Genomic DNA, 24809 nt, shown 5'->3' on the forward strand with positions numbered 1-24809 from the left:
GAAGCGGATGTGACACCGACCGTAAGAACACCAGCTCCCACATTTTGAACAGTGTCAGGCCTTGGCTGAAGTGACCGCCATCTCCGCCGCCTCCGGGCGTTTGATCAGCGCATACACCAACCCGGTCACCAGGCTGCCCGCCACAATCGCCAGCAAATACAGGAGCGCATGGTTCATCGCATTCGGAATCACCAACACAAACAAACCGCCATGGGGCGCGGCGAGTTTGCAGCCGAAATACATCGACAGCGCGCCGGTCAAGGCACCACCGGCGATGCTGGCCGGAATCACCCGCAGCGGGTCTTTGGCCGCAAACGGGATCGCGCCTTCAGAGATAAAGCACAGGCCCAGGATCATCGCGGCCTTGCCCGCCTCGCGTTCGGTCTGGGCGAATTTGCGCCGCGCCAGGAAGGTGGCGATGCCCATGCCAATCGGCGGCACCATGCCAGCGGCCATGGTCGCCGCCATCGGTGCACCGCTGGACGCGGCCAGCAGGCCGACCGAAAACGCATACGCTGCCTTGTTGATCGGCCCGCCCAAATCCACGCACATCATGCCGCCCAACAAAATGCCCAGCAGCACCGCATTGGTGGTGCCCATGGTGCTGAGAAAATCCGTCAGCCCCGTGAGCAACCGCGCCACCGGCGGGCCGACCAAATAGATCATCGCAAGGCCCGTGAACAGGCTCGCCAGCAGCGGGATGATCAGGATCGGCTTGAGCGCCTCCAGGCTTTGCGGCAACTGCACCGCGCGGGTGATCAGTTTGACGCAGTAACCAGCAAGAAAACCGGCAAGGATGCCGCCGATAAACCCGGCGCCCAAGGTGCCCGCCAGCAAGCCGCCGATCATGCCCGGCGCGAGGCCCGGACGGTCGGCAATCGAATAAGCGATGTAGCCCGCCAGCAACGGCACCATCAGCATAAAGGCCTGGTCGCCGACGGTTTTGAGGGCGGCGGCCAAGGTGCCCTTTTCTTCAAAGGCATGGATGCCGAACACAAACGACAAAGCGATCAACAGCCCGCCCGCCACCACCATCGGCAACATGAACGACACGCCGGTGAGCAGGTGTTTGTACACGCCGGTTTTTTCTTTTTTGGCGACCGCACCGCCGCCGGCGTTTTCTACCGCACCTTCGGCCAGCGCCTTGTTGAGCGTGGCCTCGGACTGCTTGAGGGCGATGCCGGTGCCGCAGCGGTAAATCTTCTTGCCGGCGAAACGCTCGGTGGCGACTTCGATATCCGCCGCCAGCAACACTACATCGGCATCGGCGATGGCCTGCGCGCTCAACGGCGTGCGTGCGCCCACCGAACCCTGGGTCTCGACCTGCAAGTCATAACCCAACCGCTTGGCCGTTTGCTGCAAGGCTTCGGCGGCCATGAAGGTGTGGGCCACGCCGGTCGGGCAGGCGGTGATCGCGACGATGCGCGGGGCATTCTTCGCCGCCACCGGGGCTTGGCTGGCGACGTACTCCTGGGCTTCTTCGGCGCCACGGCGCAGCACCGCGTCGACATCCGCCAGCGCCTGGGCCGGCGTGCTCTGGAAGACACGCTTGCCGACAAACCGCTGCATATCCACCGGTGTGCTGCTGACCAGCAACACCCACTCGGCCGCATCGATCGTGGCTTGGGACAACTGGCGCTCCGGGCGCTGCACATCCACGACTTCGGTGCTGGTGCTCCAGCCCTGGCGCTGTGCGGCGGCGTCCAACAAGCGGGCGCACAGCACACTGGTGACCATGCCGTTCGGGCAGGCGGTAACAATGGCTAACTTCATCACAAACCCTCTTATTGTTCTGTCAGCGTGCGCACGTGGACGCCGCTTTCGAGGCGCGCCAACTGCGCGTCATCGCTGATGCCAAAACCGATCTGCGTGACCGCCATGGCGGCAATCGCCGTGGCCCGGCGCAAGGTGACTTCCGGCAGATCACAGCTGAGCAACCCGTGCAGCATCCCGGCCAGCAACGAATCGCCTGCACCCACGGTGCTGGCGACGCTGACCTTGGGCGGCGTGGCCTGCAGCGCGGTGCCCGGGCTGAACCAGTTGACACCGTCGGCGCCGTGGGAGACCACCACATGCTCCACACCTTGAGCATGCAAACGCTCGGCGGCCTGGGCCTGCTGTGCGATGGTGTCGGTGGCGCAATCGAGGGCTTCAGCGAGTTCTTCGGTGTTGGGTTTGATCAACCACGGGCCGGCCTTGATGCCGGCGCGCAAGGCTTCGCCGCTGGTGTCGAGGGCGACTTTCAAACCAAGGTCTTTCAACGCGTGTATCAGTTCCTGAAACCACTGTGCACTGACGCCACGCGGCAAACTGCCGGCGACCACCACCGCATCGAATTCAGGGCCGATGATCGCGACCATTTTGAGCAGTTGTTTTTGCGCCTGCTCACTCACCAACGGCCCCGGCGCATTGATGTCGGTGACCCGACCATCCTGCTCGGCAATCTTGATGTTGCTACGGGTTTCGCCCGGCACGCGGATGAACACGTCACCAAACCCGCGGCTGGCGATCAGTGCCTCGAAAGCCTCAGGGTTTGAAGCGCCGAGAAAACCGCCCACGCTCACGTCATGCCCGAGGTCCGCCAGCACCTGGGCGACATTCACGCCCTTGCCGGCAGCATGGGTCAGCAGGGTTTCGCTGCGGTTGACGGCACCCGGTTCCAGGTGTGCCAGACGTACCGTAAGGTCCAACGCCGGGTTCAGCGTCAGGGTCAGAATCTTCGCCATTTACACGGCCTCCACTAGGGCTCGTACTTCGGCGGGCGAGCCCACCACGAGCGCTTTTTGCGCCAGGCCCTGGGCCTCGCTCAGACTGAATTCACGCACCCGCGCCTTCACTTCGGGAATGCTGCGGGCCGACACACTCAACTCATCCACACCCAGGCCGACCAGCACCGGCACCGCCAGCGGGTCCGCCGCCAGTTCGCCGCACACGCCGACCCATTTGCCATGGGCATGGGCGGCGCGCACGGTGATGTCGATCAGTTGCAACACGGCCGGGTGCAGGCCATCGGCCTGGGCCGACAGGGTTGGGTGGCCACGGTCGATGGCCAGTGTGTACTGGGTGAGGTCGTTGGTGCCGACGCTGAAAAAGTCGACTTCCTTGGCGAGTACCGGCGCCAGCAAGGCGGCGGACGGTACTTCGATCATGATGCCCAGTTGCAGGTCGGCCACCGGGATTTCCAGGCGCAGGCGCTCGGTCATATCGCGGGCGGCACGCCATTCATCGACGCTGCCGACCATGGGAAACATGATGCGCAGCGGGCGGTTGTCCGCCGAGCGCAACAGCGCACGCAATTGCGCCTCCATAATCTGCGGGCGCTGCAAGGTCAGGCGAATGCCGCGCACACCGAGGAAGGGGTTTTCTTCCTCGGCAATCGGCCAATACGGCAGCGGTTTGTCGCCGCCCACATCCAGGGTGCGCACCACCAGCGGGCGACCGCCCAGGCCGTCGAGCACACGGCGGTACTCGGCTTCCTGGGTGGCCTCATCCGGTGCCTGCGGGTGGGCCATAAAAATCAGTTCGGTGCGCAACAGCCCGATGCCTTCGGCGCCCTGCTCCACCGCCGCCGCAACGCCGGCGCTTTCACCGATATTGGCGAACACTTCCACGGCATGGCCGTCGCGGGTCATGGCCGGTTCGTGACGCTGGGCCGAGGCCGCTTGCAGGCGCTGTTCGCGGGTGTCGCGTTCGACCGTGGCGCGTTGCAGCGTGGCCGCGTCGGGGTCGACATGCAGGCGGCCGCGCTGGCCGTCGAGCAATAGCTGTGTGCCAGCGGCCAGCAACAACACCGCCGCGCCGGCGCCTACCAACGCGGGGATGCCCAAGGCACGCGCAACAATCGCACTGTGGGCCGTGGCGCCGCCACGGGCGGTGAGGATGCCGGCGACGCGGGTGGGGTCCAGGCGCGCAACGTCAGAGGGGCCGACTTCATCCATCACCAGGATGTAAGGTTCGCTCGGCTCCTGGGCGGTCTCAAGGCCGCACAATTGCGCCAGCACCCGGCGGCCAATATCACGCAGGTCGGCGGCGCGCTCGGCGAGCAAGGCATCCTGCAACGACTCCTGCTGCTTGGCGGCGGCTTCGATCACGCTCATCCACGCCGCTTGCGCGCTCTCGCCTTGCTTGAGGCGCGTGTCGACTTCGTCGGTCAGCTCCGGGTCGTCGAGCATTTCCTGGTGGGTGATGAAAATCTCGCGGATCGCCTTGGATTGGCTGCGCTCGATCAAACCCTGGATATCAGCGCGCACCTCGGTGAGCGCGGCGTGCAGGCGCTGGCGCTCAATGGCCGCAGACTCGCCACGCAGCGGGTAATCAAAAACCTGTTGGGTCTGGATATGCGCAGGGCCGATGGCAATGCCAGGCGCGGCGGCGATAGCCTGGACCTGGCTGCCGGACACGGGTGCGCTGATCGCGGGTTCATTATCAAGAGGCGCTGGCTGGGCACTGACGGTCGGCAGCGGCTCGACTTCTTCGCCAAGCCCTTGCTCCACCGCTGCCAACAGCGCGGGCAACGCATCATCGGCAATCGCAGGTTCGGCGACAAATTCCAGCACCTGGCCGCGACGGGCGCCGAGGCTCAGCAATTTGCTCAGGCTTTTTACCGACACCGCGCCCACCGGGCCGTCGACGATGCGCACGCGGATATCGCCGTCAAAACTTTTCGCCAACTGCGCGAGGATCTTCGCCGGCCGTGCATGCAAACCATGGGCATTGGCCAGGGTGATGCGCGCACTCGGCCAGTCCGGTGGCAACTCGCCGCCAAGTACTTCAAGCACGGCACGGCTGCTGGTAGCGCGGCCCAATTCCTGACCGCGCCCCTCAATCAACAACGCGCACAGGCGTTCGAGCAAGGTCTGATGGGCTTCACCAAGGCTGGCCAGGCAGAACAGGCCATTGAGGGGCTGGCCGAGATAGCGCATCGGTTTGTCCGGCGTCACGAACGCAAGGCCAGGTCGCTTGACCGTCTGCTCACTGTGCAGCCACCACAGGCCATCGCCCAACGGCAGCGCATCGACTTGCTGCAAGACGGCGGCGAAACCATTACTCACACAATCGGCCTGACGCAACAGACGTGCGCCGCGCCAGACCAGCTCTTCAAAATCGTCGGCCGACACGCCCAGGCTGATCATCTGCGCATCCAGCGCCAGTTCCTGCGGTGCGCCTTGCAGCAGTTTCAGCAAGGCTTCGGCCGAGCCGGCACGCCGCAGCGCCTGGCCCAGGTCGGTTTCACCGAGGGCGCGGGTGAGCAGTTGCAGCAGGCGCAGGTGTTCATCGGATTTGGCCGCGATGCCAATCGCCAGATAGACGATCTGGCCGTCGCCCCAATCCACCCCTTCGGGGAATTGCAGCAGGCGCACGCCCGTGGAAAACACTTGGTCGCGGGTTTCCGGCGTACCGTGGGGGATGGCGATACCCTGGCCGAGAAAGGTCGAGCCTTGGGCTTCACGGGCTTGCAAGCCGCTCAGATAACCCTCGGCGACCAGGCCGTCGGCCACCAGTTTGTCCGCGAGCAGGTGCAAGGCAGCAGATTTATCCACAGCCACCTGGCCCATGGAAATCTGCTCTACAGTGAGCTCAAGCATGCCGTTCTCCTAGTTAGTGCAATGTGGGCACTAGGTATTGTTTTGAATAAATCAGCGCAGGCGCGTTCAAAAATAGCTGACTGAGTGGTCAATTGGCAGTAGCCACTCAGCGGCGAACATCGTAAAAATACGCCTGCTGAAACGTTTAATCTAGAATTTATGGCAGATTATGCGCTAATTATGCAAGCTTGAAGGACCACTCGGCACTTGAGCTCAGACAATAGTCGTGTGCAGGAATCGGTTACGATTGGACAAAATGTCGGGGCAAGCTCTAAAAAACAAGGAAATCCCGGTTTGAAACTCAGTGATATTGCACGTCTGGCCGGTGTGTCCGTCACCACCGCCAGCTATGTCATCAACGGCAAAGCCGAGCAGCAACGCATCAGCAACGCCACCGTCGAGCGGGTGCGTGCCGTGGTCCAAGCCCATGGCTTTACGCCCAACCCTCAGGCCGCCGGGCTGCGCAGTCGGCACACGCGCACCTTGGGTTTTATCTTGCCCGACCTGGAAAACCCCAGCTACGCGCGCATTGCCAAACTGCTGGAACAAGGCGCGCGCGCGCGCGGCTACCAACTGCTGATCGCCAGCTCCGATGATGAAGCCGACAGCGAACGCCAGCTGCTGCAACTGTTCCGCGCGCGGCGCTGCGATGCGCTGTTCGTCGCCAGTTGCTTGCCGGCCAGCGATGACAGCTACCGCGAGCTGCAAGCCAAGGGCCTGCCGATTATCGCCATCGACCGGGTGATGGAACCCGGGCACTTCTGCTCAGTGGTCAGCGACGACCGCCAGGCCTGCCAGCAACTCACCAGCAGCCTGTTGCAGCCGTTGCCCAAGCAGATCGCGCTGATCGGTGCGCACCCGGAACTGAGCATCAGCCAGGAACGCGCCGCGGGTTTCCGTGAAGCCTTGCGCGACTTCGAGGGCGAGGTGCTGATCGAACAAGGTGAGGCTTTCAGCCGTGATTGTGGCCGCCAGTTGATGGAAGAACTCCTGCAACGCCTGGGGCATTTGCCTGACGCGCTGGTGACTACGTCCTACGTGCTGCTGCAAGGTGTGTTCGATGCGCTGCATGACTTCCCGCTCAAATCCCGGCCGTTGCGCCTGGGCACGTTCGGCGACACCCAACTGCTCGACTTCCTGCCCTTGCCGGTCAACGCCATGGCCCAGCAACATCAACTGATCGCCGACACCGCCCTGCGCCTGGCCCTGGCGGCCATCGAAGAAGAACAGTACGAGCCCGGCGTGCATGCCATCGGCCGGACCTTCAAGCAGCGCATACACGAGGCTTGAGCGTGGAGCTGATCGACACCCACACGCACCTGGACTTCCCGGATTTCGACACCGATCGCCGGGAAGTCCTCGCTCACAGCCGCCAACTCGGCGTGCAACGCATGGTGGTGCTGGGTGTGTATCAGCAGAACTGGCAACGGCTGTGGGACCTGGTCCAGGACGATGAAGGTTTATTCGCCGCCTTCGGCCTGCACCCGGTGTATCTGGATGAGCATCGCCCCACCGACCTGATCGAGTTGGGTGATTGGCTGACCCGCCTGCACGGCCATCGGCAACTGTGCGCCGTCGGTGAGATCGGCCTGGATTACTTCCTCCAACAGCTGGACCGCGAACGCCAGCAAAGCCTGTTTGAAGCGCAGCTGAAACTGGCCGTGGACTTCCAGCTCCCGGCCCTGCTGCACGTGCGCCGCAGCCACGCGGCGGTGATTGCCACCCTCAAACGCATCCGCCTGCCACGGGGCGGCATCATTCATGCGTTTGCCGGCAGCGTTGAAGAGGCCCGCGAGTACATCAAACTCGGTTTCAAACTGGGCCTGGGCGGCGCGGCCACCTGGCCCCAGGCGCTGCGCATGCACAAGGTGCTGACCCAGTTGCCGCTTGAGGCGCTGGTGCTGGAAACCGATGCGCCAGACATGGCACCCGCCATGTACCCCGGCCAGCGCAACAGCCCGCAACACTTGCCGGACATCTGCAACGCTTTGGCCGAACGCATGGGCATCAGCCCTTCAGTGCTGGCCGAAACGAGCACACGCAACGCGTACGAGCTCTTCAACTGGTAGCCCATTGACCGCCTGCAGTTCCAGGGTGAGCCGCTGCCGGTGGCGCACATAGCGCAACATCAGAAAGTGGATCAGCACCACCAGCAATGAAACGTTGAGCTGCCCGACCATGCTGATCAGGCCCAGCCACTCGGCCACCATCGCCACGATCAGCACCACGCTGGTCAATACCATCAAGCTTGGGTGCACCATGGCCCAGTGATCCAAGGATTTGAACTGGCGCAGTTGCCTGGGGCAGTTCACTTCCAGAACCCACTGACAATACGGGCAATCAAACGGCTCACGGATGGCAATGGCGTTCAATTGCCAGGGCTTGAGTTCGAAGGTGATGTCGCAATGGGCGCAGTGCCCTTTGATGCCGATAACCGCCGTCATCGCGTTGCCTCCCGAGACCCCTGAGTGGGTAAAACAAATTCTCACCCAATCACAGTCTCAAAACAGACACAGCGAAAAATCGGGACAGGCACCACAAACGATCGAGTCTATTCCTACGTACAGGTCTTACACGCGAAATGCCCCGATCAAGTGCTTCAGCTCAATGACCTGCAATGACAGCTGCCGGCTGGCGGCCTCGGTCTTCTGCGCGCCCTGGGCCGCATGTTCGCCGGCTCGATTGATTTCGACGATGTTCTGATCGATATCGTGCGCGACGGCGGTTTGCTGCTCGACGGCGGCGGCGATCTGCTGGTTCTGGTCGACGATCATGCCCACGGCGCCAAGGATATTTTCCAGGGCCTGCTGGACCTTTTCCGACTGAGCCACGGTGCCGTTCGCCATGGTATGGCTGGTGCCCATGGCCTTCACCGCCGCGCCAACACCGCTGTGCAAACGGCTGATCATCTGTTCGATTTCTTCAGTGGAATGCTGGGTACGTCTTGCCAGGGTGCGCACTTCATCGGCCACCACCGCAAAACCACGCCCCTGCTCACCGGCACGCGCCGCCTCGATCGCCGCATTGAGCGCCAGCAGGTTGGTTTGTTCGGCGATGCTTTTGATCACCTCCAATACGCTGCTGATGGACTGGCTGTCGATGGCCAACTGGTTGATCACCCGCACCGATTCATCAATCTCCGAGGCCAGGCGTGCAATGCTGCCTTGCTGGGATTGCACCAGGCCACGGCCGGTGACGGTTTCGTCGTTGACGCTTTGGGCGCTGTTGACCGCCGTCGCCGCGCTGCGTGCCACTTCCTGGGCGGTGGAAGACATCTGGTTCATCGCCGTCGCCACCTGTTCAATCTGGCTGCGCTGGCCGGACACCGCCTGATTGCTTTGCGAAGACACGGCCTGCACCTGGCCGGCTTGCAGCTCGACCTGGCTGACGGTGTGCCCCACGCGTTCGATCAAGTCATGGATCTTGGCCACAGTGCCGTTGAACACTTGGCCCAGGTCGCCCAGTTCATCGCGACTGCGGGCCTCAAACGTGACGGTCATGTCGCCGGCCGCCACTTTGTCCATCATCGCGCCCAGGCGGCGCAAGGTGGTGCGCGTGGAGGCATAGAAGCCTGCATACAAATAGAAGATCAGCAGGAACACCGCCACCAGGGCGCACACCAGCACCACCATGTGCAGACGGTTTTGCGCCAGGCGCTGCTGCAGTTGCTGCTCAAGGAACGTCAGGGTGGCGTCATTGAGCTGGTAGGTCTGGGCCATCAGTCGGCTGACATCGTCGTAGAAACCTTGCCATGGCGCGTCGAGGGTTTGCGCCATGACAACCTGCTCTTCGAACAACTCGCTGCCTTGCTTGAGGCTGGCACTGCTGGCCTGGGCCTGGCTGTCGAGCGCCGTGTGCGCGGCGGTACTGGCGCCCAAGGCATCCTGCAGCTTCAAGGCGTATTCAGCCTGGAGTTTTTCCAACTGTTGCAACAGTTCGTCAAAGCGCGTGCTGGAGGATGAATTGAGAAAGCCCTGGCCCAGGGAGTACGCGCCCATGGCCCGCCCCTCGCCGAGGGTTTGGGTGACTTGCGCGGTAACGCTGGTGAGCAGCTCACTGAGCTGGCGTAAATCAGTCTGAGGGTCACGGCTCAAGCCGGACTGGCTGGCAATGATCTGGCTGAGCATCTGCGCCTTGTTGAGTAATTTGCCGATCAGCGCGCTTTTGCTCAGCAGCGAGGTTTCCTGTTGCTGGGCCTTGAAGGCGGCGATCAACTCGTCGCGCTTGCCCTCGAAGGCGCTGGCTTGCTCGGGGTCGGCGGTCATGGCGTTGAGGCTTTGCAGGCGGCTCAGCACGCCCTGCTCCAGGGCACTGATCTTGCCTTCAAGATCGCCGGCCTTGCCTGATTGCCCCAGCACCGCGTTGATCTGCACCTGATTGTTCAGAGTCTCCAGGTCACGCCGCAACGCCAGGCTGCTGCCGAGCAAATCGAGGCTTTGCAGTTCGATACGGGTGCCCTGGAATTGCGACCAGGAGTCACGCACCAGAAAATAGTTGGTCGCCAGCATCGGCAGCAGGAACAGCACGCTGATCAGGCTGAACTTCATGCCGAAGCTCAGGCGGTTCATCAGGGCGACAGCGGGATAGAGCAAGCGCTTCACGGTTGAGCTCCCTTTCTTATTTTTATTGAGGCGCAGGGCGGCGGCAGATAGCCACTATTTGGCGCTCTGACTGTATAGCTCAATTTGAAAGGGAGTTTTGTAACGTAAGGTTAACGGCTTGGAAATTCACCAAAGACTTGTGTGGGAGCCGGGCTTGCCCGCGATACAGGCACCGCGGCTTTTCAGTTATGCCGAGGTGATGCTATCGCAGGCAAGCCAGCGCCCACATTTGACCGAGTAGAGTCTGAACGATGCGGTCTGCTGTTGCTGTTGCTCTTACATCCTTTTCGATGACGAAGTCAGCGGTCTTTTGATCTGCGCTTTTGATCTTGACCTGAAATCGCCCCGTCAAACACGATGGCCGGAATCTGACAGGGATTTGGGGGGTAAACCGGCAGGGATGCCGGTTTAGCCGCGCTGGACCAAGGATGGCCCATCGCGGCGGCCCCCCAAATCACTGGCGGATTGCGGGTATGCCGAGCCACAGCGAGGCACCGAGTGTTGGGGCGAGGACTTTTTGCTTACTTTTTGGTCCCTCAAAAAGTGAGCCGCTGTAAGAGCGGAACCATAGGCCGCCGTTACCGCAGCAATGGATATGTACACCCACAAGCCGCCATCGCAGGCAAGCCAGCTCCCACATTTGACCGTACAAAGCTAAGGCAACACCGTCCAGATCGCGAACCCGGCATACCACAACACAGCGGCCCGCAGCAGCAGTTCCCACAGCCGATCCAAACTGTTGATGCCATCGGCGCCCACCACCGGCGGTGGAATTTCAGCCGCCACCAGGCCGACTTTTTCCATCAGTTGCGCGGCGCTGATGTCCCAGCTCAACAGCTCATGCAGCATCACCCGGCTAACCGCGACAAAATTACCCACCAGGGCAAAGCTGGCCGCCAGCAAACGCACCGGCAGCCAATCAAAGGCGTGACGCAATTGCCCGGCGCGCTCGGCGACCAGCGGGTTCTGGCTGTTCTCGCTGGCCAATGCCAACAAGCGATAAGCCAGGGCCGCGACCGGGCCGAGCAGGAAATACCAGAAAATCACCGCAAAAAAGCTTTGGTAGGCCTGCCACAGCAAATGGCCTTGAACCCGCTCCAGCAGTTGCTCGCCACTGTCGGCGGCCACTTTCAGGTCGCGCTCGGCTACGTGCTCGGCAGCTTGCAGGTCACCGCGCCGCCAGGCGTCGCGAAACGGCCCAAGCTCGCCCAGCAGATCGCCGCGCCCCAGGCTGTAGATCACCACCAGCAAATGCACCGGCAACGCCAACAGACCATAAGCCACGGGCTCCAGCACCAACAGCAACAACCCCAGCAAGGCCACCGGCAACAACACCAGCAGGACCAGGATCAGCCAAGGCTGCTTGCCCATGCGCGGGCTCGTTTCCAGCTTGGCCAGTTCGCGCAGCCATCCGCCATCACGTTGCAACCGCCGACGCAGGGCCGAGAACTTCTCGATCCACACCGCCAGCACCAATACCAGGAAACTCATCGTGCGTGTCCTCCATCCTGCAGGGCGCTGCGAAAGCGCGTCCAGTCAAAAGCCGGGCCCGGATCGGTCTTGCGTCCCGGTGCGATATCACTGTGGCCACAAATACGCTGCGGGGTAATGCCTGGGTAGGCCGCCAACAGCTGCCGGGTCAGGTCGAGCAGCGACACATATTGCGCATCGGTAAACGGCAGTTCGTCCGTGCCTTCCAGTTCGATCCCGAGGGAGAAGTCATTGCACACTTCACGCCCCTCGAAGCTGGAAATACCAGCATGCCAGGCACGGTCCAGGCACGACACAAATTGTGTCACCGCGCCGTCACGTTCAATCAGAAAATGCGCAGACACACGTAGGTCGACAATGCCTTCAAAGTAGGGATGTTCCGTGACATCCAGGCGATTCTGGAAAAACTCATGCACCTTGCCAGTGGCAAACTGCCCCGGCGGCAGGCTGATGTTATGCACCACCAACAGTGAGATCTCGCCGGCGGGGCGCTCGTTGAAGTTGGGCGACGGGCAATGACGGATGCCCTTACACCAACCGCTGGTGGGGTCCAACTGCATACGGGCTCCTTGAATAAGTCGAGGTGTTACCAGTATGCCGCGTTCAGCCCTGCGGTTGCGATCACTTGCCGCGATTGAGTTGGCGCAGGGTGCCAATCACCGAAGCCAGCGCGCGGTCGAACAGCAGCCCCTCGTCAAGGTTGCGCAGCGCGCCCTGCTTGAGGGCCATGGCCAATTGGCCGGCACTTTTATCGAGGACTTTGAGCCCCGTGCGGCTGACAAAAATATAACGATTGGTCGGCGCCATGATGGCCTTCAGCTTGCAACGCAGCCGGCTGCCATCGTCTTGCTGGAACTCGAACCAGTTGCCAATGCGCAACTGCTGGACCTTGAACAACGCCGGGTCATCACTGGGCAGGCTCGGGGTGGGGTCAGGCACGTCGCTACTGAGCGAAAACGGCTCACGCACTTCGATCAGCGTGTCCAGGCGCTCGCCGTCGAACGACTGCAGGTGCATGGCCTGCAAACGTACAAAAAATTCGCGGGTGCTGAAGGGGTCGAACGCTGCACTGGTCAACCCATCACGCAAGGCTTTGAGCAGGCCGGGCAGTTGTTCAAGCAAGTGCCGGCCGGCCTCGGTGTCTTTTTGCAGGCTGACGCTCCAGATCAATTCGTCCAGGGTGCGCACGGCCGCCTGCCATTGCACTGACTGCTCGCCCTGCTTGAGGCTGGCCAGCAACAGCACCTGGCTCCAGGCCTGTTGAATAAATTGCACCACGGCCTGGGGCAATACTCGGCCCACCAGTCGTCGATTGAGCACCTCGGCCACCCGCTGGCGTGCAGCGTCTGTGCGCACCCGGCCTTCCTCGGCCTCACAGGTATGCTGTTCGAGCAATTCGCTGCGCTGGCGCTCGTCTGCGGTAAAGGCGCTGAACTGCGCCAGCACCTGAGGAAAAATCGCCACGTCTTCGACGAACTCATTCAACAGCCGCTGTACCACCTGCTCAGTGCGCAGGTACAGGTTGTCACGCTGATAGTCATCACGCGGGCTCCATGTCATGGCCGCACCGGCGATTTCATTGAGCAAGCGGCGCGCCGGGTGGCCGGCGCGGCTGAAAAAACTCTTGTCCAGCACCGCCACCTTCAACAGCGGAATCTGCAAACGTGCGATCAAGGCCTTGAACACGTCAGGCACGCAGTGGTCAGCGAGGATGAACTCGAACAACAGCGCGACCAGGTTGATCACATCCTCATCGGCGTCTTCCACCACACGGGATTTACCGCTCTTGACGCTCACGCGGGTCAACAACTGCTCAAGCTGGTTGCGCAGGTCGAAGTCGTCCTCGGCCTCGGGCTCCGGCACATATTGCTGCAGGTGGGAGAGTAGGCGCAGCAAATCGCGGGTGGCGATGGGCTGGGGTTCGGCGCTGGCTTCCAGGGTGGGCGCGACGCTGCCACGCACGGCAGCGAGCAACTTCTGCAACGCGGCGAAGGCTTGCTGGCCGTTTTCATCCATGGGCGGGTCGACAATCGGGAGGTTGCCTTCAGGCTGCTGTTCACGCGCCGCACACCCACCGGGGCGACGGGACGGCACGGCCTTGAGCTGCGGCAAGACGCCAGTGGCGACCAACAGTTGGTTGGCCTCCGCGTACAGTTGGTCGGCGTCACTGAGCACATACTTCTCGAACAGCTTGAGCATGATCAGCTTGACGCGAATCTCCACCCCCAGGCTGCGCCCCGCACGCAGGAAGAACTCGCACAGGAGTGCCGGGCCCAGCGGGTTATCGCGCTCATCCAGGGGGTTGCCGAGCAACGCGCCCAGACGCGCGGTCAATTGCCCCAGCGCCAGGCCATCGCGATGGCGCACCCGGCCGAGCATGGCCTCCAGCGCGACAGCTTTTTCCAGCTCATCACTGGACGTACCCGGCGCCGCCTCATAGGACACCACCGGCACCAGGTGAAACTCACCGCGCTCGGCCTGGCCCAGGTCGATAAATGCGGCGAACAATTGCTCCATGAACACGCGCTCGAAATTCTTGCGCTTGAGGCGCAGGTCACGCATGGCTTCAAAGAAAATATGGTGGTCAACATTGCTGCGGGCCTTGTCGGCCATTTCAAACAAGGTGTCGTCAGCGTTATCGAACAGTTCCTGCAAACCTTGCTGCAACTGCTGCGCAGCCTTGTCGCGAACCTGCAACAACACCACCGGCAGGCGCGCGAGCGGCGATGGCGTGGCCTGTGCCCGATTGATGGGCACCACCTTTCCGTCAATGTGCATCCTGGCCTCCTGAAACGGCGGTGTTGAGTTGGGGAAAATCGGCTACAGGCCCCATCGGGCGGTAAACACAGGTTATCTCCAGGACGTCAAAGCTATGACGCCAATCGCAAGGCGCGAGATTATCTTGCAAATGGGGGCTGTTGCGCCAGTGAACTCTGCCAATGCGCTGTAAATGAGTGGCGAGTATGGGTTCGGCGGCGCGCTGCCCCTATAATCGAGGCACTTTGTTTGTGGAGCCTGTTATGCCGAATCTCCGTCTTGCCGACCTCACCGCCGAAATCGAAGCCAACGTGCGCCGCGCACTGCTGGAAGATATCGGCAGTGGCGACATCACTGCGCAACTGATCCCGGCCGAACGGCTGGCCAAGGCCACCATCATTACCCGCGATGCGGCCGTTATTGCCGGCACTGCCTGGGTGGACGCGGTGTTCCGCCAGCTCGACCCACGGGTTGCAGTACATTGGCAGGTGGCCGACGGTGAGCGTGTGAGCCCCAATCAAGTGCTGTTCCACCTGGAAGGCCCGGCACGCTCGCTGCTGAGCGGCGAAAGGTGTGCGCTGAACTTTCTGCAGATGTTGTCAGGCGTCGCCACGCGCGCGCAGTACTTGGCGGACTTTGTCGCCAGCACTCAGGTCAAGTTGCTGGACACCCGCAAAACCCTGCCGGGCCTGCGCCTGGCGCAGAAGTACGCCGTAACTTGCGGCGGTTGCCACAACCATCGCATCGGGTTGTATGACGCGTTCCTGATCAAGGAAAACCACATCGCCGCCTGTGGTGGGATTGCCGAGGCGATTACCGCCGCCCACAAGATCGCGCCGGGCAAGCCGGTGGAAATCGAAGTGGAAAGCCTGGAGGAGCTGCGTGAGGCACTGGCGGCGGGCGCCGATATCATCATGCTCGACGAGTTGAGCCTGGATGACATGCGTGAGGCCGTGCGCCTGAATGCCGGCAAGGCCAGGCTGGAAGCCAGCGGCGGGATCAATGAAACCACCTTGCTGCCCATCGCGCAGACCGGGGTGGATTACATTTCCATCGGTGCGATGACCAAGGATGTGAAGGCGGTGGATTTGTCGATGCGCCTGAGCCTCTGAGCAAGCAACATCCGAGCAAAAGGAGCGAGGTTGCTCGCTCCTTCAATTTCGCGCTCAGATCGCGAGATTATTCATCCCGCAATACTCGTTCCAGTCAACGCCCAGTACCTCGGCGGCCTCCTTGTGCAAGGCCAGGCGCGCCGCTTCGAACTCTTGCGGCGTCGAGGTGTACTTGAGGGTCAGTTCCCATGGCTGCAGGCCCTGGGCCTCGGCCTCATCCTCGAACGCCCACTGGATCTGGTCCTTTTGATCATCGGCGCTCAGGTCCTTGATCTCGTCGAGCAGTTCCGGCGATTCCGCGACGTATTTTTTGAGGGCTGCTTCGTGCCGCTGTTCCTGAGTCATTTCTTGTGTGGTCATGTTGTTCTCTTAGATCATGGAATGGGGATGCATCTGGGTCATCAAGGTTGCGCAGATACAAAAGAGTGGGCACGAATGCCGCCTCGTCTGGCCTTCAGAACCATTCTGGGATCATCTGAAAACGTTGCCTTTGAAACAGTGTCGCCGTTGAAACAGTGTTGCCTTGTGCCCGAGACAGGAGTCGAACCTGCGACCTTCGCGTTACGAGTGCGCTGCTCTACCAACTGAGCTACACGGGCGGTGGGCTAAAGCTAGCACCGCATTGGGCAGGCGGCAACAAACTCGCTGACCGCCCGGCAGGCATTACGCCCCGTCGGCGCCGCAACCCTTGGCGGCATACTGCGCCTCGACCGTGGTGGCACAGGCCCAACCCTGGGTGACGCTGCGCGTCAAGGTGATGGTTTTGCCCAGTACCGGCGCCGGCGCGTCGAGGATTTCGCAGGTGATGGAACCGGCGCCCGTGGCCACATCGCCGGCTACGGTGATCGTGCAATTGGCGGTCGGGCTGGTGCCACCGACCAGCGCCAGGGTCGGCACAGTGCCCTGGTTAAGGGTGTCTTCAAAACCCGCCTTCAACGCCGCAATTTCAGCCAGCCCCGCCGTGAACTTGGCCTTGGCCTGGTGCTTGGTGTACATGGGCAGACCGATGGTGGCCAAAATGCCGATGATTGCCACGACGATCAACAACTCGATCAAGGTAAAACCTTTCTGACGCATCACATTCACTCTCCAGAATAAAAACCTTATCAAGGCGCGTCCTGCGCCCCGCAGTGTGCAGCGGCGCCAGTGTACTCATCCGTGAGCGCCCAATTGTGGGTAAGACGCACATTCTGACATTTTATCGTGCGCCAACGAGCGGTCCGAATCCGTCACCTGACTAAGCTATAAATCTACGACGACCTGTGTGCGGACCTTTGCCATGAATGACGCTTCAACGATGTACACCTGGGAAGGCACCAACCGCAAAGGCCGCCGGGTGGCCGGGCAAACCACCGGGCATAACCTGGCACTGGTCAAGGCACAATTGCGCCAGCAGGGGATTTGCCCAGGCCGCGTGCGCAAAAAGTCTTCGCACCTGGCACCTTTTGCAGCGCCGATAAAACCCGCCGATATCGCGCTGTTCACGCGCCAATTGGCGACCCTGTTAAAGGCCGGCATTGCGCTGCTGCAGGCGTTCGACATCATCTGCGAAGGCTTTGAAAACCGGCAGATGCGCGCGCTGATAAAAGCCTTGAAACAGGAGATTGCCGCCGGTAATAGCCTGGCGGCAGCGCTGCGCAAACAGCCGCGTCACTTTGATGATTTGTATTGCAACCTGGTTGCCGCAGGCGAACAGGCAGGCGCCCTGGAAACATTGCTCGAGCGGGTGGCGATTCACCTGGAGAAAAGCCAGCAGCTGAAAGCGCGAATCAAAAAAGCCATGACCTACCCTATCGCCGTGATCGTCGTCGCCTGCCTGGTCAGTGCAGTGTTGCTTATCCACGTGGTGCCGCAGTTCCAGAACCTCTTCGCCGGGGTAAATGGCCAACTGCCAGGCTTCACCTTGCTGGTAATTGCGCTGTCCAACTTCCTGCAGCACGCCTGGTGGATGCTTGCCTTGGGGCTGGGAATGGCAATAGCCGCGCTGCGCCATGCCTATCGGGCTTACCCGGGGTTTCGTGACGGGCTGGATGCCGCTTTGTTGAACGCGCCCCTGGCGGGCACACTGCTGAGGCGCTCAGCCATCGCCCGCTACGCCCGCACACTTTCAACCACCTTTGCCGCGGGCGTGCCATTGGTGCAGGCTCTGGACTCCGTGGCTGGCGCGACGGGCAATGGAGTGTTCACAAAGGCGATCGAACATATGCGACACGATGTATCCACAGGTGTGCCGTTGAACCAATCCATGGCCCACAGCGGGCTGTTCCCCGGCATGGCCATCCAGATGACGGCCATCGGTGAAGAGTCAGGCACCCTGGACCTCATGCTGGAAAAAGTCGCCAACCACTATGAAGCCGATGTGGAGAACCTGGTCGATAACCTCACCAGCCTGATGGAGCCGCTGATCATGGTGGTGCTGGGGGGTATTGTCGGCGCATTGGTCATTGCCATGTACCTGCCGGTGTTCCAGTTGGGGTCGGCGTTTTGAGCCTGCTGCCGAGTGAACAACCCTGGGTCTTTGTCGGGATGGCGTGGGTGCTCGGCCTGATCGTCGGCAGCTTTCTCAACGTGCTGGTGTGGCGCCTGCCGAAGATGCTCGCGCGCGAATGGCGCGCCCAGGCCCAGGAAATACTCGGTCTGCCAGCCGATCCTGTCGGCCCGGCCTACAACCTGATGCATCCCAACTCGTGCTGTCCGCATTGCAGCCAGCCGATTCGCCCCTGGGAAAATATCCCGGTACTCAGCTACCTGATGCTCAAAGGCCGCTGCGCCCGCTGCCGCGAATCGATCAGCGCCCGCTACCCCTTCACCGAACTGGCCTGTGCGCTGCTCTCGGCCACTGCCGCCTGGCATTTTGGCTTCGGCTGGCAAGCTGGCGCAGTGATACTGCTGAGTTGGGGGTTGCTGGCCATGAGCCTGATCGACGTCGATCATCAACTGCTGCCGGATGTGCTGGTGTTGCCACTGTTGTGGCTGGGGCTGATCCTCAACAGCGGCGGCTTGTTGGTGACGCTGCCCGATGCGCTGTGGGGCGCAGTCATAGGCTACATAAGCCTGTGGGCGGTGTTCTGGGTGTTCAAAGTGATCACCGGCAAGGACGGTATGGGTTATGGCGACTTCAAGCTACTGGCCCTGCTCGGTGCCTGGGGTGGCTGGCAGATCCTGCCGATGACGCTGCTGATAGCGTCGCTGCTGGGGGTGTTCGCCGGCCTGATCCTGATGCGTTTGCGCAAGTCCCAGGCATCGGTGCCGATGCCATTTGGCCCGTGCCTGGCAATTGCCGGCTGGATTGCATTGCTCTGGGGTGGTCAAATAACCGACTTCTATTTGCAGTCTGTCGGTTTCAGATGACCACTTGTGTCGCAACACCCTGGATTCTAGGCCTCACCGGCGGCATCGGCAGCGGTAAAAGCGCGGCCGCCCAGCACTTTATCGACCTGGGCATTGACCTGGTCGATGCCGACCATGCCGCGCGCTGGGTGGTCGAGCCCGGCCGGCCGGCACTCGCACGCATTGCCGAGCATTTTGGTGCGGGCGTGTTGCACCCGGACGGCCAGCTGGACCGCGCCGCCCTGCGCAAGCTGATCTTTGAAGTGCCCGAAGAACGTCGCTGGCTGGAAGCCCTGCTGCACCCGTTGATCGGCGAAGAAATTCGCAGCCATCTGGCGCGTGCGCAATCGCCTTACGCAATCCTGGTGTCGCCGCTGCTGATCGAGTCCGGCCAGTACAGCATGACCCAGCGCATTCTGGTGATCGACGTGCCGCAATCGCTGCAGATTCAGCGTACCCTGCAGCGCGACGGCATCAGCGAACAGCAGGTGCAGGCGATCCTCAAGGCTCAGTCCAGCCGTGAAGACCGTCTGAACCATGCCGATGACGTGCTGGTCAACGACAAGGACCTCGCCTGGCTGCACAGCGAGGTCGAGCGACTGCACCACTTTTACCTTACTTTGCGTGGAGGCCGATCATGAGCCAACCCTTGACCGTCGACTGCCCAACCTGCGGCGCACCCGTGGAATGGAAACCCGACAACCTCAACCGGCCGTTCTGCTCGGACCGCTGCAAGCTTATCGACCTTGGCGCCTGGGCCGCGGAAGAACACAAGATTCCGGTGAGCCCGGATGCCGAGGACGAGCTGTTCTCAGAAGACCTGCCGCCGCGCCATTAAGGCCGCATAAAGGCGTATTCCTGCTGGTCGTCGAGGTTCTCTGCAAGGTATTGCAGCTCGTCGGCCAGGTCTTCAAAGCTGCGCACACCCTTGCTCTGCTGCACCACCGCACTGAGCATGGCGCGCAGCGTGAGGCCTGGGTCAAAGCCGATTTCCTGTGCCGCGTCCTGGCTTCTGCGCAACTCTTGCCGCGCCCATTCGTACACACTCATAGTCCGTGCCCCACCCTGCTCAGTAAAATTTCGCAGAGCATGGGCCTGCGCGGGCGCCTGGGATTTGATCTGGATCAACGCCGCGAATCGTCGTCCTTCCACGGCGCCGACAGGTAGCGCGTGCGGTTGAAGGTCTCCAGCCACTCCGGGCAGAACACCACCAGGGCACTAATGACCATGCCGTTGATAAACGCCTCGGGGAAGATGATCAGCCACAGGTAACCGACGAAGTCCTCCAGCCACTCCGGCATGGCAAAACGGCCGTCAAACCACAGCAGTCCCAACGCCGCCAGCAGGCACAGCAGTGCTGACAGCGCCGCGGCGAAAAAGCCGGAACAGAAGATATACACAAAAGGGTTTCGCGGTTGCGCCCGCTCAACCAGCAGCGCGCAGGTCTCGGTGACCAGCACCGGCAAGCCGATCAGCAGCAGGCCATTGACCCCGACGGCTGCAAGATCTTGACGCCCGAGCAACACCAGCCCCATCTGCGCGGCTAACCCGCCGACGATAGCCAAAGGCCAATCCAGCAGCAGCGTCACGGCGGTCATGCCGATAAAGTGGTAAGACACGCCCGTGTCGAAATCCCGCCGTACCAGCCAGAGCATAAACAGCGCAAACACGGTGCCGAAGAGCAGATGCTGGCGCCGCCGGTCGGCAAACAACTCGACCCACGGCGCTCTCAGGGTCGCCCAAATAACCAACGGCGCATACAACAGCCAGCCGATGACGAGCGTTTCCGGCGCCAGCACTGCAGCGCTGATCACGAGCGTAATGCCTTTGCAAAAAACCTCACCACACACCTCGTCCATGGAGTTGCTGTTGAGTGGCCAGTCTACACCGGCGTTTCAAAGCAAGACTTCCTGTGGTCATCAATTGGACGCTAAGCTGCCAATATGGATGACTCAGATTATTTGCGCCTGCTCACCGTAGCGGCCGAACAAGCCAACGCGTTCTTGTCCAATGCCCGCAAATGGGAGCGTGAGCGTTGGGTCTGCCAGCGCCTGCTGCAGGGCCTCAACGTGCCCTACCGTGCCGAAGAGTTTCACCCCGCCGGCCAGGAGCCTCCGGACGTGTTGTTTCGCGATGCCAGTTTCGAAGTGTTTTTCGTGCTCGATGAAGGTCGGCGCCTGAACGACGAATGGCGTGATGAATTACTGCGCCGACGCAGTGCGTTTTCCCTGAGCCAACTGGTGCGACGCGAAGCCAAGCCACGGCGTATCCCCGCCCACGAGTTCCTGTTGCGCCTGGCGCCGACGTTGCGCAAAAAAGCGCATAACTACAAAGAACGCGGCATGGACCTGGGCGAGCTGGACCTGATTGCCTTCACCAGCCTCAAACGCGAAGTGCTGGACCTCAACAGCCATTTCCCACCGCCTACCGAATACCTGCGCCAGGGTTGGCGCTCGCTGTCATTGGTAGGCCCGACCTTTGCGCGCGTGCTGTTTGCCCACCCGGACGCACCCGACTTCTTGCGCAACAACCTGGGGCGCAGCATAGTATTCGACGTGGGCATCAGCCTGTGACGCGGGCACCGGCTACGCTTGTGGCGAGCCCGCCAACCTCCTGACTGTAACGTGGCGCCCTTTTGCAACGTCTACCTGACGAGGCCTTTATGACCAGCCGCCTGAACCCCGATGACCAACAGCATGTCGAAGAGTACCTGCAACTCTCCCAAAACCGAGTTGAGCGCAAGCCTTTCCGGCCGTGGCTGCTCCTGGGTGTGGTGCTGCTGGTGGTGATCGGGCTCGGCCTGCTGAGCCGCCTTTTGAGTTACCTGACGCTATGAGCTGCGTGGCGCTCGCGAGGGTAACTGCTCCGATTTCTTTTAGCCTTGCGAGATATCCCCATGACCCATCGTATTATTATCGTCGGCGGCGGCGCCGGCGGCCTGGAGTTGGCTACCCGCCTGGGTAAGACTCTGGGCAAGCGCGGCACCGCCAGCATCACGCTGGTGGACGCCAACCTCACCCATATCTGGAAACCGCTGCTGCACGAAGTGGCCGCCGGTTCGCTGAATTCTTCGGAAGACGAGCTCAATTATGTCGCCCAGGCCAAATGGAACCACTTCGAGTTCCAACTGGGGCGCATGAGCGGGCTTGACCGCGAACAGAAAAAAATCCAACTGGCCGCCACCCTCGATGAAGAAGGCCGCGAGCTGGTGCCCGCACGCGTACTGAGTTACGACAGCCTGGTGATCGCGGTCGGCAGCACCACCAACGATTTCGGCACCGAGGGCGCGGCGCAGCACTGCCTGTTCCTCGACACCCGCAAACAGGCCGAGCGCTTCCATCAACAGTTACTCAACCACTATCTGCGCGCCCACGCAGGCCAGACCGATGTGGAAGAGAACATCAGCGTCGCCATCGTCGGCGCTGGTGCGACCGGCGTCGAGTTGGCCGCCGAGCTGCATAACGCCGCCCATGAACTGGCCGCCTATGGCCTGGACCGCATCAAACCGGAAAACATGCACATCACCCTGATCGAAGCCGGCCCACGGGTACTGCCCGCGCTGCCGGAGCGAATCGGCGGGCCTGTGCACAAAACCCTGGAGAAGCTTGGGGTGACGGTACTCACCAACTCGGCGGTCAGCGAAGTGACGGCGGATGCCTTGATCACCAGCAGTGGCCAGGTCATTCCAGCGAGCCTGAAGGTGTGGGCTGCGGGTATCCGCGCACCGGCCTTCCTCAAGGACATTGACGGGCTGGAAACCAACCGCATCAATCAATTGCAGGTGTTGCCGACCCTGCAAACCACCCGCGACGAAAATATCTTCGCCTTTGGCGACTGCGCCGCCTGCCCACAACCGGGCACCGACCGCAATGTGCCGCCACGCGCCCAGGCCGCTCACCAGCAGGCTTCACTGTTGGCCAAGTCGCTGAAACTGCGGATCGAAGGCAAGGACCTGCCGAGCTACAAGTACACCGACTACGGTTCGCTGATTTCGCTGTCGCGTTTTTCGGCAGTGGGTAACTTGATGGGCAACCTGACGGGCAGCGTGATGCTCGAAGGCTGGCTGGCGCGGATGTTTTATGTGTCGCTGTACCGCATGCACCAGATGGCGTTGTACGGGTTCTTTCGCACGGCGATGCTGATGCTGGGCAGCAAGATTGGGCGTGGGACTGAGCCGCGCCTTAAATTGCATTAACAACACGGTCCTGAATGGGACCTTGTAAGTGTGGGAGCGGGCTTGCTCGCGAATGCGGTGGCTCAGTATTAGATGTACTGACTGGCACACCGCTTTCGCGAGCAAGCCCGCTCTTATCAAACAAAAAATAACTCATTGTTTTTGCTCTTAAAAATCAAGCCGCTTTAACCAGCTGCAACCCCAACTTTCGCGCCTTGCGCTCCAAGGCGCGCAGTTGCCGGTCCCGGCTACGCTCTTCAAATTCCTCTATTCCTTTCTCAACATAAGGCTGACCTTTGGTCAGCATCGCGTAGATCAGTCGTGCCAGTTGATGCGCTGTCGCCTTAATCGCGCAACAGGTGTCCATCCGGGTCAGGCGCGCTCGGTGGCTGGCACCGATAAAACTTTTGTCGTTACGTGCAATAGAGGCGGCTTGCTTCAGCGCTTGAGCAGCTCGATTAATCACTTTCACCGTCTTTCCAGGAAGGGGTTTTCCTCCCGAAATTCTCGTCGGCGGTGCGAGGCCTAACCACGAACAGAAGTGCTGCGAAGTCGGAAAACGTGATAAATCCGCCCCCAATTCACTGGCCAAAACCAAAGCCGTGTCGATTCCTATGGTTGGGATTGCGGTCAAATCCACGCCCATGACCTTGTTCAGTGCGCGATGCAAAATCAGTTGCTGCTCATTTGAGCGGTGTGGGTTGCGCAGTGTTTTACTGGGCGGGACAACATCCGCCTGAAGCACTGGAAGTCGTTCCAGTGCGTGAGCAATGGCTTGGTCGCACTCACCAATTTGCTTTTCCAGAAAATCATAAGCCGCCAATTCCTGGCTCAGCGCATGCAAATGCTCGGCTCGCCAATTACCCCGCAAGCTACGGGCGACGGTGGCCTGGTCGGCTTTGACACGCTTGTCTCTGAGCATGGCGAGCACTTCTGGATCTCGTTCGCCCTCAACGATTGCTCGCAAAATGCTCATACCCGTCACCCCGGCAATGTTGCTGATGACCTGAGCCAGCTGGATGTTCATTTGGACCAGCGCCTTTTGCATCCGATTAAGCGCTTTGGCTTGGTCACGAACTTTATTACTACGCTGACGGACCAGTGAACGCAGTGAGCACACTTCGTCCGAGGGCCGAAAAGCGCCTCTCAGCAGGCCGTGCGTCATGAGCTGAAGGATCCACTGGCAATCAAGTACATCGGACTTTCGGCCGGTTATCTGCCGCGTTGCCCGCGAATTAACCAGATAGACCTTAAAACCTCTTCTATCCAATATTTCAAAAAGCGGGATCCAATAAACCCCGGTTGCTTCCATCGCCACCATCTTGACGCCCATGGATTCAAACCAGTCGGCCATGGCGTGCAAATCGTCGGTGAAGGTTGAAAACCTTTTAACCGGGTCAGCGCATTTGGTCGGATCAACGGCGGCCAAATGTTCACCGCCTCCAACATCAACGGCAGCGCAGTCAGGGTGGATGACCTCAAAACGTTTTTGGTTCTTGCGCGTCATGACAATTCCTCGCAGGATTGAATGACGCGGGCGGGGTACACGGTGGCGAGCGGATTCACTCTCTTATACGTGGTCACAGCTTGCTGTGCCGACAATGACTCCACGCCGATACCGTGCAGGCCACTCTCCCACTCGGGTGCTGACACACCAGTGCTGGTTACGGCCTTTGCCCCGCCCGCGTTCTTCAACCTTACGATGAACCAGTTTGATGCGCGACAGCGCTACATCGAAGAGGTGGCGGGTCCTCCCACA

Annotated in this window: 23 protein-coding genes and 1 tRNA gene; 10 read left to right on the top strand and 14 right to left on the bottom strand. The window is 61.1% G+C overall.

The features are described from left to right. Positions 1-54 precede the first annotated feature (54 nt). From BFP92_RS02860 to ptsP, 3 genes are read right to left on the bottom strand one after another with little or no spacing between them, the layout of a single operon-like run. Positions 55-1773: a PTS fructose-like transporter subunit IIB gene (locus BFP92_RS02860; RefSeq protein ID WP_065911627.1), complete on the bottom strand. Its 1719-nt coding sequence runs from the start codon at positions 1771-1773 to the stop codon at positions 55-57. 11 nt (positions 1774-1784) lie between these two features. Continuing rightward, positions 1785-2726, bottom strand: coding sequence for a 1-phosphofructokinase (gene pfkB / locus BFP92_RS02865; RefSeq protein ID WP_065911628.1), 942 nt, complete (start codon positions 2724-2726; stop codon positions 1785-1787). Continuing rightward, positions 2727-5585, bottom strand: coding sequence for a phosphoenolpyruvate--protein phosphotransferase (ptsP, locus tag BFP92_RS02870; RefSeq protein ID WP_065911630.1), 2859 nt, complete (start codon positions 5583-5585; stop codon positions 2727-2729). A 294-nt stretch (positions 5586-5879) separates the two neighbouring features. On the opposite strand from ptsP, the gene cra reads away from it, so the two are divergent. Together cra and BFP92_RS02880 are read left to right on the top strand one after the other, a co-directional pair. Beyond that, entirely contained in the window at positions 5880-6875 is a 996-nt protein-coding gene (cra, locus tag BFP92_RS02875) for a catabolite repressor/activator (RefSeq protein WP_065911632.1), read from the top strand. Positions 6876-6877: 2 nt separating this feature from the next. Further along, on the top strand, positions 6878-7654 hold the full coding sequence (locus tag BFP92_RS02880; RefSeq protein WP_065911634.1) for a TatD family hydrolase: 777 nt from the start codon (positions 6878-6880) through the stop codon (positions 7652-7654). On the opposite strand, the gene BFP92_RS02885 is transcribed toward BFP92_RS02880, so the two are convergent. The 5 genes from BFP92_RS02885 to BFP92_RS02905 form a co-directional block, all read right to left on the bottom strand. Next, positions 7601-8029 carry a hypothetical protein gene (locus tag BFP92_RS02885; RefSeq protein WP_065911636.1) on the bottom strand — a complete coding sequence of 143 codons (429 nt, stop codon included), beginning with the start codon at positions 8027-8029 and terminating at the stop codon, positions 7601-7603. The two genes, BFP92_RS02880 and BFP92_RS02885, sit on opposite strands and share 54 nt — an antisense overlap. 126 nt (positions 8030-8155) lie before the next feature. After that, positions 8156-10186, bottom strand: coding sequence for a methyl-accepting chemotaxis protein (locus BFP92_RS02890; protein WP_065911638.1), 2031 nt, complete (start codon positions 10184-10186; stop codon positions 8156-8158). Between the two features lie 654 nt (positions 10187-10840). Further along, positions 10841-11677, bottom strand: a complete 837-nt coding sequence (gene ampE / locus BFP92_RS02895) for a regulatory signaling modulator protein AmpE (protein ID WP_065911640.1) — start codon at positions 11675-11677, stop codon at positions 10841-10843. Continuing rightward, the gene (ampD, locus tag BFP92_RS02900) at positions 11674-12237 is read right to left on the bottom strand and encodes a 1,6-anhydro-N-acetylmuramyl-L-alanine amidase AmpD (protein WP_065911642.1); all 564 of its coding nucleotides are present in this window, start codon (positions 12235-12237) and stop codon (positions 11674-11676) included. The genes ampE and ampD overlap by 4 nt, the downstream gene beginning before the upstream one ends. 61 nt (positions 12238-12298) lie before the next feature. Further along, on the bottom strand, positions 12299-14455 hold the full coding sequence (locus BFP92_RS02905; RefSeq protein WP_065911644.1) for a DUF1631 domain-containing protein: 2157 nt from the start codon (positions 14453-14455) through the stop codon (positions 12299-12301). 242 nt (positions 14456-14697) lie between these two features. Between BFP92_RS02905 and nadC the strand changes: the two genes are divergently transcribed. Beyond that, on the top strand, positions 14698-15546 hold the full coding sequence (nadC, locus tag BFP92_RS02910; RefSeq protein WP_065911645.1) for a carboxylating nicotinate-nucleotide diphosphorylase: 849 nt from the start codon (positions 14698-14700) through the stop codon (positions 15544-15546). Between the two features lie 54 nt (positions 15547-15600). Here nadC and BFP92_RS02915 read toward each other — a convergent pair whose 3' ends face one another. From BFP92_RS02915 to BFP92_RS02925, 3 genes are all read right to left on the bottom strand, one after another. Further along, positions 15601-15906, bottom strand: a complete 306-nt coding sequence (locus tag BFP92_RS02915; RefSeq protein WP_017134512.1) for a DUF6388 family protein — start codon at positions 15904-15906, stop codon at positions 15601-15603. A gap of 166 nt (positions 15907-16072) precedes the next feature. Continuing rightward, positions 16073-16145 (bottom strand) — tRNA-Thr (locus tag BFP92_RS02920). 64 nt (positions 16146-16209) lie between these two features. Next, entirely contained in the window at positions 16210-16623 is a 414-nt protein-coding gene (locus tag BFP92_RS02925; protein WP_065911647.1) for a pilin, read from the bottom strand. 202 nt (positions 16624-16825) lie between these two features. On the opposite strand from BFP92_RS02925, the gene BFP92_RS02930 reads away from it, so the two are divergent. From BFP92_RS02930 to yacG, 4 genes are read left to right on the top strand one after another with little or no spacing between them, the layout of a single operon-like run. Continuing rightward, entirely contained in the window at positions 16826-18034 is a 1209-nt protein-coding gene (locus BFP92_RS02930; RefSeq protein WP_065911649.1) for a type II secretion system F family protein, read from the top strand. Beyond that, positions 18031-18897, top strand: coding sequence for a prepilin peptidase (locus BFP92_RS02935; RefSeq protein ID WP_065911651.1), 867 nt, complete (start codon positions 18031-18033; stop codon positions 18895-18897). Before BFP92_RS02930 ends, BFP92_RS02935 begins: the two co-directional genes overlap by 4 nt. Continuing rightward, on the top strand, positions 18894-19517 hold the full coding sequence (gene coaE, locus BFP92_RS02940) for a dephospho-CoA kinase (protein ID WP_065911652.1): 624 nt from the start codon (positions 18894-18896) through the stop codon (positions 19515-19517). The genes BFP92_RS02935 and coaE overlap by 4 nt, the downstream gene beginning before the upstream one ends. Continuing rightward, a complete protein-coding gene (gene yacG, locus BFP92_RS02945; RefSeq protein ID WP_017134507.1) occupies positions 19514-19714 on the top strand; it encodes a DNA gyrase inhibitor YacG in 201 nt (66 codons plus the stop codon). Before coaE ends, yacG begins: the two co-directional genes overlap by 4 nt. Here yacG and BFP92_RS02950 read toward each other — a convergent pair. Together BFP92_RS02950 and BFP92_RS02955 are read right to left on the bottom strand one after the other, a co-directional pair. Further along, entirely contained in the window at positions 19711-19926 is a 216-nt protein-coding gene (locus tag BFP92_RS02950; protein WP_003171680.1) for a hypothetical protein, read from the bottom strand. The genes yacG and BFP92_RS02950 overlap by 4 nt on opposite strands. Positions 19927-20000: 74 nt before the next feature. Then, a complete protein-coding gene (locus BFP92_RS02955) occupies positions 20001-20690 on the bottom strand; it encodes an energy-coupling factor ABC transporter permease (protein ID WP_065911661.1) in 690 nt (229 codons plus the stop codon). 129 nt (positions 20691-20819) lie between these two features. Here BFP92_RS02955 and BFP92_RS02960 point away from each other — a divergent pair, with 129 nt between their 5' ends. From BFP92_RS02960 to BFP92_RS02970, 3 genes are all read left to right on the top strand, one after another. Further along, positions 20820-21449, top strand: coding sequence for a DUF1780 domain-containing protein (locus tag BFP92_RS02960; protein WP_053254334.1), 630 nt, complete (start codon positions 20820-20822; stop codon positions 21447-21449). An 89-nt stretch (positions 21450-21538) separates the two neighbouring features. Further along, positions 21539-21712: a DUF3094 family protein gene (locus BFP92_RS02965; protein ID WP_017134503.1), complete on the top strand. Its 174-nt coding sequence runs from the start codon at positions 21539-21541 to the stop codon at positions 21710-21712. Positions 21713-21772: 60 nt separating this feature from the next. Next, positions 21773-23071: an NAD(P)/FAD-dependent oxidoreductase gene (locus BFP92_RS02970; RefSeq protein WP_056859093.1), complete on the top strand. Its 1299-nt coding sequence runs from the start codon at positions 21773-21775 to the stop codon at positions 23069-23071. Positions 23072-23225: 154 nt separating this feature from the next. On the opposite strand, the gene BFP92_RS02975 is transcribed toward BFP92_RS02970, so the two are convergent. Next, positions 23226-24557, bottom strand: a complete 1332-nt coding sequence (locus tag BFP92_RS02975) for an IS110 family RNA-guided transposase (RefSeq protein WP_065911656.1) — start codon at positions 24555-24557, stop codon at positions 23226-23228. Positions 24558-24809: the final 252 nt, after the last annotated feature.

The organism is Pseudomonas sp. 58 R 3 (genome assembly GCF_900006605.1).
Lineage (GTDB): Bacteria > Pseudomonadota > Gammaproteobacteria > Pseudomonadales > Pseudomonadaceae > Aquipseudomonas > Aquipseudomonas salomonii.

Bases quoted from the DNA above. Each gene is read 5' to 3' on its own strand.
- BFP92_RS02860 (WP_065911627.1), bottom strand. From the start codon at position 1,773: ATGAAGTTAGCCATTGTTACCGCCTGCCCGAACGGCATGGTCACCAGT.
- pfkB (WP_065911628.1), bottom strand. From the start codon at position 2,726: ATGGCGAAGATTCTGACCCTGACGCTGAACCCGGCGTTGGACCTTACG.
- ptsP (WP_065911630.1), bottom strand. From the start codon at position 5,585: ATGCTTGAGCTCACTGTAGAGCAGATTTCCATGGGCCAGGTGGCTGTG.
- BFP92_RS02885 (WP_065911636.1), bottom strand. From the start codon at position 8,029: ATGACGGCGGTTATCGGCATCAAAGGGCACTGCGCCCATTGCGACATC.
- ampE (WP_065911640.1), bottom strand. From the start codon at position 11,677: ATGAGTTTCCTGGTATTGGTGCTGGCGGTGTGGATCGAGAAGTTCTCG.
- ampD (WP_065911642.1), bottom strand. From the start codon at position 12,237: ATGCAGTTGGACCCCACCAGCGGTTGGTGTAAGGGCATCCGTCATTGC.
- BFP92_RS02905 (WP_065911644.1), bottom strand. From the start codon at position 14,455: ATGCACATTGACGGAAAGGTGGTGCCCATCAATCGGGCACAGGCCACG.
- nadC (WP_065911645.1), top strand. From the start codon at position 14,698: ATGCCGAATCTCCGTCTTGCCGACCTCACCGCCGAAATCGAAGCCAAC.
- BFP92_RS02915 (WP_017134512.1), bottom strand. From the start codon at position 15,906: ATGACCACACAAGAAATGACTCAGGAACAGCGGCACGAAGCAGCCCTC.
- BFP92_RS02925 (WP_065911647.1), bottom strand. From the start codon at position 16,623: ATGCGTCAGAAAGGTTTTACCTTGATCGAGTTGTTGATCGTCGTGGCA.
- BFP92_RS02930 (WP_065911649.1), top strand. From the start codon at position 16,826: ATGAATGACGCTTCAACGATGTACACCTGGGAAGGCACCAACCGCAAA.
- coaE (WP_065911652.1), top strand. From the start codon at position 18,894: ATGACCACTTGTGTCGCAACACCCTGGATTCTAGGCCTCACCGGCGGC.
- yacG (WP_017134507.1), top strand. From the start codon at position 19,514: ATGAGCCAACCCTTGACCGTCGACTGCCCAACCTGCGGCGCACCCGTG.
- BFP92_RS02950 (WP_003171680.1), bottom strand. From the start codon at position 19,926: ATGAGTGTGTACGAATGGGCGCGGCAAGAGTTGCGCAGAAGCCAGGAC.
- BFP92_RS02960 (WP_053254334.1), top strand. From the start codon at position 20,820: ATGGATGACTCAGATTATTTGCGCCTGCTCACCGTAGCGGCCGAACAA.
- BFP92_RS02965 (WP_017134503.1), top strand. From the start codon at position 21,539: ATGACCAGCCGCCTGAACCCCGATGACCAACAGCATGTCGAAGAGTAC.
- BFP92_RS02970 (WP_056859093.1), top strand. From the start codon at position 21,773: ATGACCCATCGTATTATTATCGTCGGCGGCGGCGCCGGCGGCCTGGAG.
- BFP92_RS02975 (WP_065911656.1), bottom strand. From the start codon at position 24,557: ATGACGCGCAAGAACCAAAAACGTTTTGAGGTCATCCACCCTGACTGC.